A 14,487-nucleotide genomic window follows, 5' to 3' on the forward strand; every position below is an offset into this window, starting at 1 on the left:
GTCAGGCGAATTCGGTGGGGATCGCCGCATAGCCCCTGCCGAGGTGGAGGGCGTCCAGGGGGATGGTGGTGATGGCCCTGGCGTGACGATCGCGGGCGGCGGACAGGGGCTCCCCGCCGACGACCTCGCCGTCGCGTACCAGCTCGTGCAGCAGGGGGATGCCGCCTTCGGGGGCGAGCCCGCCGGTCGTGATCAGCTCGGTGTCGCAGTGGCCCGTCTCGTCGAAGAGCCGGTACGCCTCCTTGCGGCCCCCGCGCGACGGCTTGCCCACCGAGCGCTTGGCCACGGCCTCCAGCCTGCCCGTTGCCGTCTCCCGCGCCACCAGCTTGTACACCAGAGCCGCCGTGGGCACGCCCGACCCGGTCACGAGGGAGGTGCCGACGCCGTAGCCGTCCACCGGGGCGGCGGCCAGGGCGGCGATGGCGTACTCGTCGAGGTCGGAGGTGACGAGGATGCGGGTGTTGAACGCCCCGAGCGCGTCCAGTTGCTCGCGCACCTCCTGCGCGGCCGCCGCCAGGTCGCCGGAGTCGATGCGGACCGCTCCGAGCTTGGGCCCGGCCAGCTCGACGGCCGTGCGGACGGCCTCGGCCACGTCGTACGTGTCCACCAGCAGCGTCGTCTCCTGCCCGAGTGAGGCGATCTGGGCCTCGAACGCGTCACGCTCCGAGTCGTGCAGCAGGGTGAACGCGTGCGCCGCCGTGCCGGCCGTGGGGACCCCGTGAACGCGGCCGGCCATCAGGTTGGAGGTCGAGGCGAACCCGGCGATGTACGCGGCCCGCGCGGAGGCCACGGCGGCGCTTTCGTGCGTGCGGCGCGAGCCCATCTCGATGAGGGGGCGCTTGCCCGCGGCGTTGACCATGCGGGAGGCGGCGGAGGCGATGGCGCAGTCGTGGTTGAGGATGGACAGCGCGATCGTCTCGAGGAGCACGGCCTCGGCGAAGGTGCCCTCCACGATCATGATGGGGGAGGCGGGGAAGTAGAGTTCGCCCTCGCGATAGCCGTAGATGTTCCCCGAAAACCGGTAATCGGCGAGAAACGCCAGGGTGGATTCATCGACGACCCGGTGCTCGCGCAGGTAGGTGAGTTCTTCGTCACCGAAGCGGAAGCGTTCAAGCTCGTCCAGGACACGTCCCGTCCCGGCGACAACCCCGTAACGCCGCCCGCCCGGCAGGTGTCGCGCGAACACCTCGAAGACGGCGCGCCGGTGCGCCGCGCCGCTTCGCAGGGCCGCCTGCAGCATCGTCAGCTCATAGTGATCTGTGAGCAACGCAGTGCTCATGGTCATTGTCACGAGTCGAAGACTACGGCTCAGATAGGGCAGACTCGGGGATGTGGGTAGCACCGCTCCAATCGCCGTTGAGCGTCCGTCATCGGACGTCCGACCCGATCTGCCTTGGGTGACCATCGTCTGGAACGACCCGGTCAACCTCATGTCCTACGTGACCTATGTCTTCCAAACGGTCTTCGGCTATACCAGGGAGAAGGCCGAGAAACTCATGCTGGACGTCCACCACAAGGGCAAGGCCGTCGTGTCCAGTGGCACGCGTGAAGAGATGGAACGCGATGTGCAGATTCTCCACTCCTACGGCCTGTGGGCGACGGTCCAGCCGGATTCGGTCAAGTGAGGCGGCACGGGTGAGTTCGGGGTTCAAGCCGGGCAGGAACGGCGGCGTGATCGCGGTTTTCGAGGCCGCGGAGGTCTCGCTGCTGCGCTCGCTCGTGTCGATGATGCTCGGCATCGTCTCTCCGGGGCGGACGAGCGACGACCCGCTGGAGCGGGCGCTCGGCATCGGTGACACGGCGGTGCCGTCCGATCCGGTGCTGGCCAGGTTGTTCCCGTCGGCGTACGAGGACGAGAAGGACTCCGCCGAGTTCCGCCGCTACACCGAGGCGACGCTGCGCGACGGCAAGCGGGCGGACGCGCAGACCGTCTTCGACACCGCCGAGCCCGGCCACGCCGAGCTCACGGCCGAGCAGGCCCAGGCGTGGTTGCGCTCGCTCAACGACGTGCGCCTGACGCTCGGCGTCAAGCTCGACGTGACCGAGGAGGTGCACGACGAGATCGCGATGATGTCGGAAGACGACCCCCGCTACCCGGCCTACGTCACCTACGACTGGCTGACCTACCTGCAGGACAGCCTGGTCCGGGCCCTCTGGTAACTTCCGGGGCATGCTGTCGATCTCGCAGGAACTCGCGGACAAGATCGTCGCGCATGCTCGCGCCGATCATCCCGACGAGGCGTGTGGTGTCATCGCGGGCCGGGGCGGCGTGCCCGAGCGGTTCATCCCGATGGAGAACGCCGAGCGTTCGCCGACCTTCTACCGCTTCGACTCGATGGAGCAGTTCAGGGTCTGGAAGGAGATGGACGAGCGCGACGAGGAGCCCGTCGTGATCTACCACTCCCACACCGCCACCGAGGCCTACCCGTCGCGCACCGACGTGTCCTACGCCTCCGAGCCGAACGCCCACTACGTCCTGGTCTCCACCAAGGACGACACCGAGGTGGAGTTCCGCTCCTACCGCATCCTCGAAGGCGTCATCACCGAGGAAGAGGTAAGGTTCATCCCATGATGGTCCGGCAGGTGCAGAGCTTCCTCTTCGCGCACACCGCGGCTGTCGTCGTCTACGACTGTCCGTGAGCGATCCGCTGCGCGGGCTGCCGTCACGGCCCTGACGGGCACGGCGGTCCGGCGAGCCGATCTCCTGGTGGAACTTCCCCGGAATCCGCATCCTGCCGTCGGCGTTGCTGCCGATGGGACGACGACTGACCTGAGGAGACTGACCGCGATGGCCATCGAGGTTCGCATTCCGACCATCCTGCGCAACTACACCGACGGCGCCAAGGCCGTCGACGCCGAGGGCGCCACGCTCGACGAGCTGATCAGCAATCTCGAGTCGCGCCACCCCGGCATCAAGGACCGCCTGGTCGACCAGGGCGCGCTGCGCCGTTTCGTCAACGTCTACCTCAACGACGAGGACGTACGTTTCCTGGGCGGCCTGGGCACGCCGCTGTCCGACGGCGACACGGTGACCGTGCTTCCCGCCGTCGCCGGTGGGTGACATGCGTTTCGACTCGTTGATCGACTCGGTCGGCCGCACGCCTCTGGTGGGGCTGCCGAGGTTGTCACCCGCCTCCGACGTGCGGATCTGGGCCAAGCTCGAAGACCGCAATCCGACCGGGTCGATCAAGGACCGTCCGGCGCTCTGGATGATCCAGGAGGCCGAGAAGGACGGGCGGCTCACGCCCGGCTGCACGATTCTCGAGCCCACCAGCGGCAACACCGGCATCTCGCTGGCCATGTCGGCCAAGCTCAAGGGCTACAACCTGATCTGCGTGATGCCGGAGAACACCTCGGAGGAGCGCCGCCAGCTGCTGCGCATGTGGGGCGCCGAGATCATCTCCTCACCCGCCGCGGGCGGCTCCAACGAGGCCGTGCGCGTGGCCAAGGAACTCGCCGCGAAGAACCCGTCGTGGGTGATGCTCTACCAGTACGGCAACCCCGCCAACTGGCGCTCCCACTACGAGTCCACGGGCCCGGAGATCCTGGCGGACCTGCCCACCGTCACGCACTTCGTGGCCGGGCTCGGCACGACGGGCACGCTGATGGGGGTCGGGCGGTTCCTGTGCGAGCAGGTGCCCGATGTGCAGATCGTCGCCGCCGAGCCGCGTTACGGCGAGCTGGTCTACGGGCTGCGCAACGTGGACGAGGGCTTCATCCCCGAGCTCTACGACGAGTCCGTGCTGACCACGCGCTTCTCGGTCGGCTCGGCCGACGCGCTGCGGCGCACCCGCGAGCTGCTGGCCTCCGAAGGCATCTTCGCCGGGGTCTCGACCGGTGCGGCGCTGCACGCGGCGCTGGGCGTGGCCAGGAAGGCGGTCAAGGCGGGCGAGCGCGCCGACATCGTCTTCGTGGTGGCCGACGGCGGCTGGAAATACCTGTCCACGGGCGCGTACGAAGGCACGCTCGAGGAGGCGGAGGACCGCCTCGAGGGCCAGCTCTGGGCCTGAGCGCCGGTGGACTGTGACGGCACAGCCCAGGAGGCTGCGCCAGTGTTTGCGGAAAGCACGAGGGCGGCCGGTTCGCTGACCGGCCGCCCTCGTCGCGTGCCTGGCTTCCTTGTCCCGGTGTCTAGTTGAACAGCACCCGCAGCGAGAACGTCGCCGAGCTGTCGGTCATCGACGTGCTCATGCCGACGGCCTTCAGCACCTGCGCGTTGGCCTTGTCGTCGCCCTGCATGGAGTTCAGGTACAGGCTCTCGATCTTGTCGAGGTCGACGAAGAGCGCCATGTTGGCCTCTTCCGGGTTGGCGACCGCCGTCTGGAACGTCTCCGAGTCGGCCAGCGTGCCCGTCTCGGCCAGCTTCTTGGCGTAGTCGTCCGTCGTCGCCACGGTGAAGACGCCGTCGCCGGCGACCTTGGCGAGCTGCGGAGCGCCCTGCGCGCCGGTGGCCATCGCCCGCTGGACCTTGTCCAGGATGGCCTGTGCCTTGGCCGGGTCGGTGGCGATGCGCGCGCCGGCCTTGAACTGGTTGTTGCTCAGGCCCTCGCTGTCGACCGCGAACGTGAAGTTCTTGCCGACGAGCGTCGCGAGGTCGCCCGGCAGGTCCAGCCCCAGGCGGGTCTTGGCCTGGGCGAGCATCTGCTGGGCCTGGGTGGAGCCGAGGGCCAGGGCCTGCTTTTCGATGTTGGCCCAGTTCTTGGTGAAGACCTGGTCGAGGCCGGAGATCGACAGGGCGCCGGCCGTGCTCGCGGGCAGGACGCCCAGGTTGGCCGGGGCCAGCTCGCCCTCGGGGGCCATGCCCTTGGCGCCGTTGACGACGCCCGCCAGCTCGACGTAGGCGCTGTCGAAGCGGAGCGCGCCGGCGAACCTGGCGTTCTTGACCTGCTCGAGGCTCGCCTTCTGCTCGGGGGTCATGTTCTTCTCGGTCGCCTCGGCGAGGCCGCCGATGTGGGTCCAGAACGACAACACGCCCTGCTCGCCGAGCGCGGCCAGGTCGTCGTTGAAGTCGGCGTTGTCGCCCAGGCTGCCTTCGGCCTGCGCGTACTTGGCGGCGAGTTCCGGCTTTTCGGTGATGATCGCGTAGTCCTCGCGGAAGGCGATGCCGTACTCGTCGCCCTCCATCAGCTTGGCGATGCCGGCCTTCGCCAGCTCCTCGTCCGTGATTTGGACGGCCACGGCGAGGTCGGGCTCGTCATTGCCGGACGGGACGGCGGCGAAGCCGATCCTGCTGCCCAGCCACGGGTCGACGTCCTTGGCGAAGTCGACCTTGGAGTCGCCGTCCTTGGTGATCGTGTCGAACAGCGCCTTGCGCGGGTCCTCGCCGGAGAAGGTGTCCTTGGTGACGGTGAACTTCCTGGCCAGCTCGAACAGCGCCACCTTCTGGTTGGCCGCCGGGTCGAGGTCGAGCCTGGCGTAGGCGATGCTGTTGGCGGGCAGCACCTCGTGCGGCTGGGTGCCGCCACCGCCGATGGCGCCCACGGCCCACACGGCGCCGCCGCCGAGCAGCACCACCGCGAGCGCGGCGGCGACGGCGATGATCCAGGCCTTGGGGCCCTTCTTGGCCGGCTCGGCGGGACCGAAGCCTTCGGGGCCCTGCTGCTGCCAGCCGCCCTGCGCGTGCTGGTTCTGCTGCTGCCAGCCCTGCTCCTGCTGGGGTTGCTGCTGTTGCCAGCCGCCCTGCTGCCACTGCTGCTGGGGTTGCTGCGGCTGCTGCCCGTACCCCTGCTGCTGCCATCCCTGCCGGGGCTGCTGCTGGCCATAGCCCCCCTGGGCCTGCTGGCCGTAAGGCTGCTGCGGTGGGTACGGCTCACCCGATGACATCGGCATCGTCGGGGGGTTCACCGGCTGCTGCCCCTGGTTCCAGTTGTATGCCGTGGTCCGGTCAGGGTCCTGGCCAGAGGGGGGATTATTCACAGACATCACTCAACTCACAAAGTGGACTAATGACCACAGCGAAGGTAGCTGATGTTGGTAGACCGCCGCTTGCAATGCGCTGAAGTACGACTTCGTGCCCGGTTGAACCCCTTCCGTAGCGGTAAGTCTCCCCGTCACGCCGCTAGAGTGTGGAAGCACTAGAACTAAGTTCCATACGAGGTGGGTGCGGATGACGAAGTTCGACGAGGCGACGCAGGCGATCAGGGTCGACGACAACACCTACGACGTGTGCCTCGACCCCGGATACGGGATCGGCGGCCCGCTCAACGGCGGCTACCTGCTGGCCGTGATCATGCGTGCGGCCGTGGAGGCCTCGCCGTTCGACCACCCCGTGACCACGAGCGCGCAGTTCCTCAAGGCGCCGGTCCCCGGTCCCGCCCAGGTCAAGATAGAGCCGCTCAAAGCGGGCAGGACGGCTGCATTCGCCAGGGCCACGCTCGTGCAGGACGGCGTCGCGCAGATCGCGAGTTCGATCACGACGGCCACCCTGCACGGCGCCGAGCCCGTCTACGCCGGCGAACCGGCCTGCGCCATGCCGAGCATCGACGACTGCGTCGCGCTCCCCGACCCCAAGCCTGAGTCGGGCATGATGCTGAACGCCCAGATGGAGGTGCTCTTCGACCCGCCCACGGTCGCCTGGCTGAAGGGCGAGCCCAGCGGCAGGCCCGAGTCGCGGGCCTACTTCAGGATGGCCGAGCCCCAGGACCCCGACCCGTACGTGCTGGCCCTGGCCGTGGACGCGCTGCCGCCCGTGGTGTTCTCCGCGGGCGCGCGCGGCTGGGCGCCCACCGTGGACCTCACCCTGCACCTGCGCGCCCTGCCCGCGCCAGGCTGGCTCACCGTGCTCTGCGGCGGCCGGCTCGTCTCCGACGGCTGGTTCGACGAGGAGGCGGAGGTGCGCGACTCGACCGGCCGGCTCGTGGCCCAGTCGCGCCAGCTGGCCCGCGTCGGCAGGGGATGAGCGTGTGGCCGCGACCAAGGCGCCACCACATCACGACCATGTTTCCCACATGAGCGAGCGCGGCGCGCGACTGTGAGCATTCTTACGCAGAGTTGATCGGGCAGGTCGCCTACCCTCGAAGGCGTGCCGGACGCGAGTATTGGGATCTTCGACAGCGGGGTCGGCGGCCTGACGGTCGCCCGCGCGATCATCGACCAGCTGCCCTACGAGTCGATCACGTACGTGGCCGACACGGCCCGCCAGCCGTACGGGCCGAAGAGCATCGCGGAGGTCCGCGCCTACGCCCTGGAGGTCATGGACCACCTCGTCGAGCACGACGTCAAGATGCTCGTCATCGCGTGCAACAGCGCCAGCGCCGCCGTGCTGCGCGACGCACGCGAGCGCTACGACGTCCCGGTCGTCGAGGTGATCCAGCCGGCCACCAGGAGGGCCGTGCGCGCCACCCGCACCGGCAGGGTCGGCGTGATCGCCACGAGGGCCACCATCGACTCGATGGCCTATCACGACGCCTTCACCGCGGCCCCCGACGTGCAGCTCACCGGCGTGGCCGCCCCGCGCCTGGTGGAGTACGTCGAGCGAGGGGAGACGATGAGCGACGAGCTCATCGAGGTCGTGCGCGACTACCTGGAGCCCATCAGGGCCGCGGGGTGCGACACCCTCATTCTCGGCTGCACCCACTACCCGCTGCTCACCGGTGCGATCTCCTACGTCGCCGGCGACGGGGTCACGCTGGTCTCCAGCGCCGAGGAGACGGCCAAGGACGTCTACCGGATCCTGCACGACCGCGGCCTGGCGGCGGGAGGCGAGGCCACCCCCCGGCACCGCTTCCGCGCCACCGGCGACTCCCTGCTCTTCGCCCGGCTCGGGCAGCGCTTCCTGGGGCCGGAGATCGACGCGGTCGAAGTCGCACCGCTGGGGGGTACCACCTCGAACGGCCACTCGGCCGCATCCGTGGCCGGCCTTCGCAGCGGCCGGAGCGCAGCCGCCGGCGTGCCCAGGGAAGACGCCGGGATCGAGGGGCCGAGCCGCGACGCGGAGCGTCGTACTGGGAAGGAGCCCACATGAAGGTGACCATCGTCGGCTGCTCGGGAAGCTATCCCGGCCCCGACAGTCCCGCGTCCTGCTACCTGATCGAGGCGGACGGGTTCAGGATGTTGCTCGACTTCGGCAGCGGCTCGCTCGGCGCGCTCCAGCGCCACATCGGCCTGTACGACGTGGACGCCATCTGCCTGACCCATCTGCACGCCGACCACTGTCTCGACGTCTGCGGCTACCACGTGGTCCGCACGTACGGGCCGGCCGCGCCGTACCCCATCGTGCCGATCTACGCGCCCGCGGACGCGCCGCGCCGGCTGGCGGCCGCGTACGGCATGCCGGACGAGCCCGGCCTCGAGACAGCCTTCGACTTCGTGCCGCTGGAGCCTGGAACGTTCGAGATCGGGCCGTTCACCCTGACCGCGGGCCTGGTCAACCACCCGGTCGAGGCGTACGGCTTCCGGGTGAGCGGTGGGGGCAGGTCCGTGGCCTACTCCGGCGACACCGGCGAGTCGGGCGAGCTGGTGAAGCTGGCCGCTGGCGCCGACCTGCTGCTGTGCGAGGCGTCGTTCGTCGAGCGGCCGGGGCTGCCGCCCGGCCTGCACCTGACCGGCCGGCAGGCGGCCGAGCACGCCGCCAAGGCCGATGTCGGCCGGCTCGTGCTCACCCACCTCGTCCCGTGGAACGACCAGGCGACCGTGCTGAGGGAGGCCTCCGAAGGCGGCTACGGCGGCCCGCTCGAGCTGGCCCGCAGCGGCGCCGTCTACGACCTGGCCTGAACCTCGCCGAAGTCGCGCATGCGCGGCAGCGGCGAGAACAGCAACGGCAGGAACGCCAGCAGCCTGCCCCCCATGAACACCCACAGGGCCTGCCGCACGCCGATCTGCTGGGCCACGAGGCCGCCGAGCAGCGCGCCCAGCGGCATCATGCCCCAGGTCATGAACCGCACCGACGCGTTGACCCGGCCGAGGACGTGCTCGGGGGTCACGGTCTGCCGGTAGGTGACCTGGCCGACGTTCAGCAGGACCGAGCTCCACGACAGGCCGATCGACGTGATCGCGAAGAACACCGCCCGCCAGTCGGGCTGCGTCATCGGCAACAGCAGGCCGAAGGGCGAGCCGATGGTGACGGCCAGCCAGGTCATCCGCGCGGTGCCGTACCTCCTGGACAGCCAGCCGCCGCTGAGGCCGCCCATCAGGCCGCCGATGCCGCCCGACATGAGCAGCACGCCGATGAGGCCGGGCGCGAGCATGACCTCGTCGGCCAGGAACAACACCGACTGGCCGAGGACCGCGCTCACGAAGAGGTTCATGGCCGCCGACGTGATCACGAACGTGCGCATCAGCCGGTCGTCCCAGACGTACGCGAGGCCCTCGCGGATGCCGCGCATCAGCGGCGTGGGCTCGGTGACGGCGGGCGGCCTGTCCGGCGCCTTGATCCGGCTCAGGAGGAGCACCGAGGCGAGCGCGCCGAGCGCGGTGGCGACCAGCGTGCGGGACGCCCCCAGCAACTGCACGAGCGCGCCGCCGAGGGCCGGGCCCGACAGCGACCCGCTGGAGCGCACGACCTCCAGCTTGGAGTTGGCGTCGCCGAGCTGCGCGGTGCTGATCAGATCGGGCAGGTACGTGCGGTCGGCCACGTCGTTGAAGACCTGGGCCGCGCCGACCAGCAGCGCCACCAGGAACATCATCTCGATCGTCAGGAACCCCAGCTCGGCCGCGACGGGAATGCTGCCCAGCAGCAGGAACCTGGCCAGATCGGAGGCCATGAGCACGCGGCGCCTGCGCATCCGGTCGACCCACACCCCCGCGGGCAGGCCGATCAGAAGGAACGCCGTTGTCTGCAACGCCGACAGCACGCCGACCTCGGTGGGGCCGGCGTGTAATGCCAGCACGGCAACCAGCGGTAGCGCCACCCGCGAGATATTCGCGCCGAGTTCGTTGGCGACGTGAGAACCGAGGAACCGTAGGAAGTCAGGGTTTCGCAACACCCCCGTTGTCATTGCGTAAGGATCCATGTGTCGGACACATTTGGTCAAGAGCGTCGTGTCGCGGAGATAGGGTGATCTGCATGTCGCGACAGGATGGCCGCAACCCTGACCAGCTACGTCCCATAACCATCACGAGGCAATGGCTCACCCATGCCGAAGGATCTGTGCTCGTCGAATTCGGCGGCACCAGGGTGTTGTGCGCGGCCTCCGTCCAGGACAGCGTGCCCCGCTGGCGCCGCGGCAGCGGGCAGGGGTGGGTTACGGCCGAATATGCCATGTTGCCCCGTGCGACCAATACTCGTAACGATCGTGAATCAGTTCGGGGAAAAATCGGTGGCAGGACCCACGAGATATCGCGGTTGATCGGCCGTTCGCTACGCGCGTGCGTCGATTACAAAGCGTTGGGGGAAAACTCCATTCTGCTCGACTGTGACGTGCTGCAGGCCGACGGCGGCACCCGCACCGCCGCCATCACCGGTGCCTACGTCGCGCTGGCCGACGCGGTGGCGTGGATGCGCGGGCGCAAGATGTGCCCGGGCGACCCGCTGATCGGCTCCGTCGCGGCCGTCTCCGTCGGCGTGGTCGGATCGGTGCCGATGCTCGACCTCTGCTACACCGAAGACGTCGCCGCCGAGACCGACATGAACGTCGTGATGACCGGCGAGGGCAGCTTCGTCGAGGTGCAGGGAACGGCCGAGGGCGCGCCGTTCGACCGCGCGGCGCTCGACCAGCTGCTCGACCTGGCCGTGGCGGGCTGCGATGAGCTCACGCTCATCCAGCAGGAGGCGCTGGAGTCATGAAGATCGTGCTGGCCACCCGCAACGCCGGCAAGATCGCGGAGCTGCGCCGCATCCTGGCCGGTTTCGAGATCGTCGGGCTGGAGGCGTTCCCCCAGATCGGCGAGGTCGCCGAGACCGGCGTCACCTTCGAGGAGAACGCCCTGCTCAAGGCGCATGCCGTCGCCCAGGGCTCCGGGTTGCCCGCGGTCGCCGATGACTCGGGGCTCTGCGTCGACGTGCTCAACGGCATGCCGGGCGTGTTCTCCGCTCGTTGGTCGGGCCGGCACGGCGACGACCGGGCCAACCTCGACCTGCTGCTGGCCCAGCTGTCCGACGTGCCCGCCGACCGGCTGACCGCCCACTTCGCCTGCGCCGCCGCGCTGGCTCTGCCGTCGGGGGAGTCGCGGGTGGTCGAGGGCGTCCTGCCGGGGCGGCTCGTCACCACGCCGCGCGGCAGCAACGGGTTCGGCTACGACCCGATCCTGGTGCCCGACGGTGAGGACCGCACGACCGCTGAGATGTCGCCCGGCGAGAAGGACGCGATCAGCCACCGGGGCCGGGCCTTCCGCGCGCTGACCCCGATCGTGCGCGAGCTGCTCGGCTCGTAACCACCGTGTAAGAACCGCCGGGCACGGGGCGGCGTACCGTCGAGACGTGCAGAGGCAATCGGTGGTGCCCGCCTGGGCCAGGGCCTTGCTGGGGCTGGTCGCCGGGGGCGTGGCTCTCGGGATCGCGCAGCTCGTGGCCGCGTTCGTCGGTCCTGAGACGTCTCCCGTGCTCGCCGTGGGCGATGCGACGGTCGATCTGACGCCGGCGCCGGTCAAGGAATTCGCGATCAGGACGTTCGGCGAGAGCGACAAGGCCGTTCTCGTCGGCGGCGTGCTGGTGGTGGTGCTCTTCGGGGTCGCGCCGCTCATCGGGATGCTGGCCCTGCGCCGGCTCTCCTACGGCTTCGCGGGGCTGGCCGTGTTCGGTGCGGTGGGGCTGCTGGCGGTGCTGACCCGGCCGGAGGCGGGGGTGCTGGACGTGCTTCCGACCCTGGCCGGCGTGGGCGCGGGCGGCTGTGCTCTGGCCTGGCTCGTACGCCGGGCGACCGGCGACGGCGACCCCTTCCACGGGATCGACGCGCGACCGCCCCTGCAACCCGCGAAGGTCGGCGCCCCGGCCGGAGGCGAAGCCGGCCCGTCGAGTGGCCCGTCGACCGGCCCGTCGGGTGGCGCTGGAAGCGGTCCGTCGAGCGGATCCGCGAGCGGCTCCGCGAGCGGTGGCGGGGGTGCCGTGGAGCGGCCCGCCGTCATGTGGGTCGCGGGGGAGCCGCCGGCGTTCGACCGCCGCCGGTTGCTGACCGGCGCGGCGGGCGGCGCGGTGGCCGCCGGGGCCGCCTACCTGCTCGGGCAGACCCTCGGGGGGCGGCAGATGGTCGACACCGCGCGGGCGGGGGTGGCGCTGCCCAGGCCCGCGACCCCGGCCAGGCCGATCCCGGCCGGCGCGGACCTGCGCATCGGCGGGCTGTCGCCGTTCATCACGCCCAACAAGGACTTCTACCGGGTCGACACCGCGCTCGTCGTCCCCCAGGTCGATCCTGGCGACTGGACGCTGCGCATCCACGGCATGGTCGACCGGCCCGTCGAGATCACCTACGCGGACCTGCTGAGGATGCCGCTCACCGAGGCGGACGTCACGCTCACCTGCGTCTCCAACGAGGTCGGCGGCCCGCTGGCCGGCAACGCCCGGTGGCTGGGCGTGCGCATGGCCGAGGTGCTGCGCCAGGCCGGGCTCCGGTCCGGCGCCGACATGCTCCTGTCCACCTCCGCGGACGGCTTCACCTGCGGCACCTCGGTGGACGTGGTGATGGACGGGCGCGACGCGCTCTTCGCGGTCGCGATGAACGGCGAGGTGCTCCCCGTCGACCACGGTTTCCCGGTGCGCCAGGTGGTGCCGGGCCTGTACGGGTACGTCTCGGCCACCAAGTGGGTCGTGGACATCAAGGTGACCCGGTTCGACAGGGACGAGGCGTACTGGACGCCCCGCGGATGGGCGGCCAAGGGCCCGATCAAGACGCAGTCGCGCATCGACGTGCCCAAGGCCGCGGACACGCTGAAGCCGGGGCGGAACACGGTCGCCGGGGTGGCGTGGGCGCAGCACACGGGGGTGGACGCCGTGGAGGTGCGGTTCGACGGCGGGCAGTGGAGGCAGGCGAAGCTGGCCGAGGTGCCCGGGCCGGACACCTGGCGGCAGTGGTCGATCGACTGGGACGCCAGGCCGGGCGAGCACCGCATCGAGGTGCGCGCGACGGACGCGTCCGGCTACACCCAGACCGACGACTTCGCCCCGGTGGCGCCGGACGGCGCGACGGGCTGGCACACGATCACGGTGAACGTCGTCTGATCCTTGTCGGGGTTTGCGCTGTTTGCCCAGGTAGAGAGGGGGAACTCTGGCGGTCAATCTGCCTGACTGCACCTCCCTGCCGTGGTGACGCCTCTACGATCGGTCGTCGAGCATGACAGGAGGCAGGCCGTGTTCCGCGAGCGCAAGCCGAGTGTCCGGTGGGTCCTTCCAGAGGGGCGTTACGACCCTGTGGTGGCCGAAGGGGTGCGGTGGCTCGACTACGAGCGGGCCGCCGAGGCCGGTGCAGCGCCCCCTGACGGCGGCTCCGCCCCCGCGCACCCGGCCACCTCGGAGCACGAACCACCAGGCCCCACCACCACGGATCCGGGGGAGCCCGCGCAACTCGACGAGCCCGTGCAGCCCGTGCAGCCCGCGCAGTCCAGGGAGTCCGGGGAGCTCGGAGAGCTCGGAGAGTCGGGGAAGCCCGAGGTCCTCGGTGAGCTCGGAGAGTTCGGGGAGCCCGGGGACCTCGACGCATCCGCTGAGCCCCTGGAGCCGGTGGAGCTCGACTGGTTCGATCTGCCGCGGCGGCCGCCCAGGCTCGCCGACTGCCGGCCGTACGGCGTGCCGGGCGGGCTGGCCAGGCCGGACCCGCAGGTCGAGCGGGACCTCGCCGAGTCGCTGCAGCCCGGCGCCCGCTTTCCCGACCCGCGCGGCACCTGGGTGCGGCTGATCAACGGCGGCGGGCCCGCCGACGACCCGTTCCGGGCCTCCAACGCCGCCGACTGCGCGCTCGCCGTGCTGTCCACCTGGCACGGCGAGCCCGCGACCGCCGCGCCCCGGCTGCCCGAGTACGACAGGATCGGCCGGCCGGTGCTGACCGGCGAGCGGGGAAGCACGGCCAGGATCGAGCGGTGGGCGGGCCATCGCCTGCAGTACGCGGGGCAGGGGCGGCACGCCTACCCGCTGATCGCGCGGCGGTTGCTCGACGCCGGGCACGGTGCGAGCGCCGTCATCGTGGTGCGCTGGCCCGGCGGCGGCTCCCACGCCTGGAACGCGGTCAACGCCGACGGCGAGGTGATCTGGATCGACGCGCAGCGGGGGCACATGTCCGTCGAGCCGCCGTACACGACGGTGACCGGGGTGTTCTGCCTGATGCTCGACCGGCAGGGGCGGCCGCGATGAACCTGGACCAGGCCAGGTCGCTGGCGGAGGAGTATTTCAACGGGGTGCTCCCGCTCGATGAGGCGGTGCCGGTGGGGGTGTACGCGTTCGACGCGGGTTACGTCGCCTGGGTGCGGGATCTCGACCCCGACGACCCGGCCAGGCTGCCGGACGCCGTGGGAGGCGGGTGCATCGTGATCGACCGGGCCACGGGCGAGGTGGTGGCCAGGCCGCTCCTCGACCCGGAGACGGTGGCCGAGTTGTGGCCCGGCCGCAGACCCCGCTGAGACCCG

Annotated in this window: 16 protein-coding genes; 13 read left to right on the forward strand and 3 right to left on the reverse strand. The window is 70.5% G+C overall.

Features of this window, described 5'->3' with window-relative positions; translation table 11 throughout:
- Position 1: 1 nt before the first annotated feature.
- Positions 2-1,285 (reverse strand): nicotinate phosphoribosyltransferase, encoded by a 1,284-nt coding sequence (locus tag ACZ6SA_RS42290; protein WP_465834698.1) that lies wholly within the window; start codon positions 1,283-1,285, stop codon positions 2-4.
- 46 nt (positions 1,286-1,331) lie between these two features.
- Between ACZ6SA_RS42290 and clpS the strand changes: the two genes are divergently transcribed.
- From clpS to ACZ6SA_RS42315, 5 genes are all read left to right on the forward strand, one after another.
- Positions 1,332-1,625 carry an ATP-dependent Clp protease adapter ClpS gene (clpS, locus tag ACZ6SA_RS42295; protein WP_132330654.1) on the forward strand — a complete coding sequence of 98 codons (294 nt, stop codon included), beginning with the start codon at positions 1,332-1,334 and terminating at the stop codon, positions 1,623-1,625.
- A gap of 10 nt (positions 1,626-1,635) precedes the next feature.
- A complete protein-coding gene (locus tag ACZ6SA_RS42300; protein ID WP_347649809.1) occupies positions 1,636-2,160 on the forward strand; it encodes a DUF2017 domain-containing protein in 525 nt (174 codons plus the stop codon).
- Between the two features lie 10 nt (positions 2,161-2,170).
- Positions 2,171-2,572, forward strand: a complete 402-nt coding sequence (locus ACZ6SA_RS42305) for a M67 family metallopeptidase (protein WP_132594099.1) — start codon at positions 2,171-2,173, stop codon at positions 2,570-2,572.
- Positions 2,573-2,788: 216 nt separating this feature from the next.
- Positions 2,789-3,061: a MoaD/ThiS family protein gene (locus tag ACZ6SA_RS42310; protein WP_347621821.1), complete on the forward strand. Its 273-nt coding sequence runs from the start codon at positions 2,789-2,791 to the stop codon at positions 3,059-3,061.
- 1 nt (position 3,062) lies between these two features.
- Entirely contained in the window at positions 3,063-4,010 is a 948-nt protein-coding gene (locus ACZ6SA_RS42315; protein ID WP_465834701.1) for a PLP-dependent cysteine synthase family protein, read from the forward strand.
- Positions 4,011-4,131: 121 nt separating this feature from the next.
- Here the strand turns inward: ACZ6SA_RS42315 and ACZ6SA_RS42320 are convergent, their stop codons facing one another.
- Complete coding sequence (locus ACZ6SA_RS42320; RefSeq protein WP_465834703.1) at positions 4,132-5,823, reverse strand: DUF3352 domain-containing protein; 1,692 nt, start codon at positions 5,821-5,823, stop codon at positions 4,132-4,134.
- Between the two features lie 283 nt (positions 5,824-6,106).
- Here ACZ6SA_RS42320 and ACZ6SA_RS42325 point away from each other — a divergent pair, with 283 nt between their 5' ends.
- The 3 genes from ACZ6SA_RS42325 to ACZ6SA_RS42335 all read left to right on the forward strand — a co-directional run bounded on the left by ACZ6SA_RS42325 (position 6,107) and on the right by ACZ6SA_RS42335 (position 8,712).
- Positions 6,107-6,898 (forward strand): thioesterase family protein, encoded by a 792-nt coding sequence (locus ACZ6SA_RS42325; protein ID WP_347649812.1) that lies wholly within the window; start codon positions 6,107-6,109, stop codon positions 6,896-6,898.
- A gap of 123 nt (positions 6,899-7,021) precedes the next feature.
- Positions 7,022-7,963, forward strand: coding sequence for a glutamate racemase (murI, locus tag ACZ6SA_RS42330; RefSeq protein ID WP_465834706.1), 942 nt, complete (start codon positions 7,022-7,024; stop codon positions 7,961-7,963).
- Positions 7,960-8,712, forward strand: a complete 753-nt coding sequence (locus tag ACZ6SA_RS42335; RefSeq protein ID WP_347649814.1) for an MBL fold metallo-hydrolase — start codon at positions 7,960-7,962, stop codon at positions 8,710-8,712. The genes murI and ACZ6SA_RS42335 overlap by 4 nt, the downstream gene beginning before the upstream one ends.
- Here the strand turns inward: ACZ6SA_RS42335 and ACZ6SA_RS42340 are convergent.
- Positions 8,697-9,950 carry an MFS transporter gene (locus tag ACZ6SA_RS42340; RefSeq protein ID WP_347649815.1) on the reverse strand — a complete coding sequence of 418 codons (1,254 nt, stop codon included), beginning with the start codon at positions 9,948-9,950 and terminating at the stop codon, positions 8,697-8,699. The genes ACZ6SA_RS42335 and ACZ6SA_RS42340 overlap by 16 nt on opposite strands.
- A 53-nt stretch (positions 9,951-10,003) precedes the next feature.
- Here ACZ6SA_RS42340 and rph point away from each other — a divergent pair, with 53 nt between their 5' ends.
- The 5 genes from rph (at position 10,004) to ACZ6SA_RS42365 (ending at position 14,481) form a co-directional block, all read left to right on the forward strand.
- Positions 10,004-10,723, forward strand: coding sequence for a ribonuclease PH (gene rph, locus ACZ6SA_RS42345; protein WP_465834709.1), 720 nt, complete (start codon positions 10,004-10,006; stop codon positions 10,721-10,723).
- Entirely contained in the window at positions 10,720-11,310 is a 591-nt protein-coding gene (gene rdgB, locus ACZ6SA_RS42350) for an RdgB/HAM1 family non-canonical purine NTP pyrophosphatase (protein WP_347649816.1), read from the forward strand. The genes rph and rdgB overlap by 4 nt, the downstream gene beginning before the upstream one ends.
- Before the next feature lie 46 nt (positions 11,311-11,356).
- Complete coding sequence (locus ACZ6SA_RS42355) at positions 11,357-13,090, forward strand: molybdopterin-dependent oxidoreductase (protein WP_465834711.1); 1,734 nt, start codon at positions 11,357-11,359, stop codon at positions 13,088-13,090.
- Between the two features lie 84 nt (positions 13,091-13,174).
- Complete coding sequence (locus ACZ6SA_RS42360) at positions 13,175-14,215, forward strand: toxin glutamine deamidase domain-containing protein (protein WP_465834713.1); 1,041 nt, start codon at positions 13,175-13,177, stop codon at positions 14,213-14,215.
- On the forward strand, positions 14,212-14,481 hold the full coding sequence (locus ACZ6SA_RS42365) for a hypothetical protein (protein ID WP_347649819.1): 270 nt from the start codon (positions 14,212-14,214) through the stop codon (positions 14,479-14,481). Before ACZ6SA_RS42360 ends, ACZ6SA_RS42365 begins: the two co-directional genes overlap by 4 nt.
- Positions 14,482-14,487 lie beyond the last annotated feature (6 nt).

The sequence above is a fragment of the Nonomuraea sp. NPDC049378 genome, assembly GCF_055586745.1.

Bases quoted from the DNA above. Each gene is read 5' to 3' on its own strand.
- ACZ6SA_RS42290 (WP_465834698.1), bottom strand. From the start codon at position 1,285: ATGACCATGAGCACTGCGTTGCTCACAGATCACTATGAGCTGACGATG.
- ACZ6SA_RS42305 (WP_132594099.1), top strand. From the start codon at position 2,171: ATGCTGTCGATCTCGCAGGAACTCGCGGACAAGATCGTCGCGCATGCT.
- ACZ6SA_RS42310 (WP_347621821.1), top strand. From the start codon at position 2,789: ATGGCCATCGAGGTTCGCATTCCGACCATCCTGCGCAACTACACCGAC.
- ACZ6SA_RS42315 (WP_465834701.1), top strand. From the start codon at position 3,063: ATGCGTTTCGACTCGTTGATCGACTCGGTCGGCCGCACGCCTCTGGTG.
- ACZ6SA_RS42320 (WP_465834703.1), bottom strand. From the start codon at position 5,823: ATGTCATCGGGTGAGCCGTACCCACCGCAGCAGCCTTACGGCCAGCAG.
- ACZ6SA_RS42325 (WP_347649812.1), top strand. From the start codon at position 6,107: ATGACGAAGTTCGACGAGGCGACGCAGGCGATCAGGGTCGACGACAAC.
- ACZ6SA_RS42335 (WP_347649814.1), top strand. From the start codon at position 7,960: ATGAAGGTGACCATCGTCGGCTGCTCGGGAAGCTATCCCGGCCCCGAC.
- ACZ6SA_RS42340 (WP_347649815.1), bottom strand. From the start codon at position 9,950: ATGGATCCTTACGCAATGACAACGGGGGTGTTGCGAAACCCTGACTTC.
- rph (WP_465834709.1), top strand. From the start codon at position 10,004: ATGTCGCGACAGGATGGCCGCAACCCTGACCAGCTACGTCCCATAACC.
- rdgB (WP_347649816.1), top strand. From the start codon at position 10,720: ATGAAGATCGTGCTGGCCACCCGCAACGCCGGCAAGATCGCGGAGCTG.
- ACZ6SA_RS42365 (WP_347649819.1), top strand. From the start codon at position 14,212: ATGAACCTGGACCAGGCCAGGTCGCTGGCGGAGGAGTATTTCAACGGG.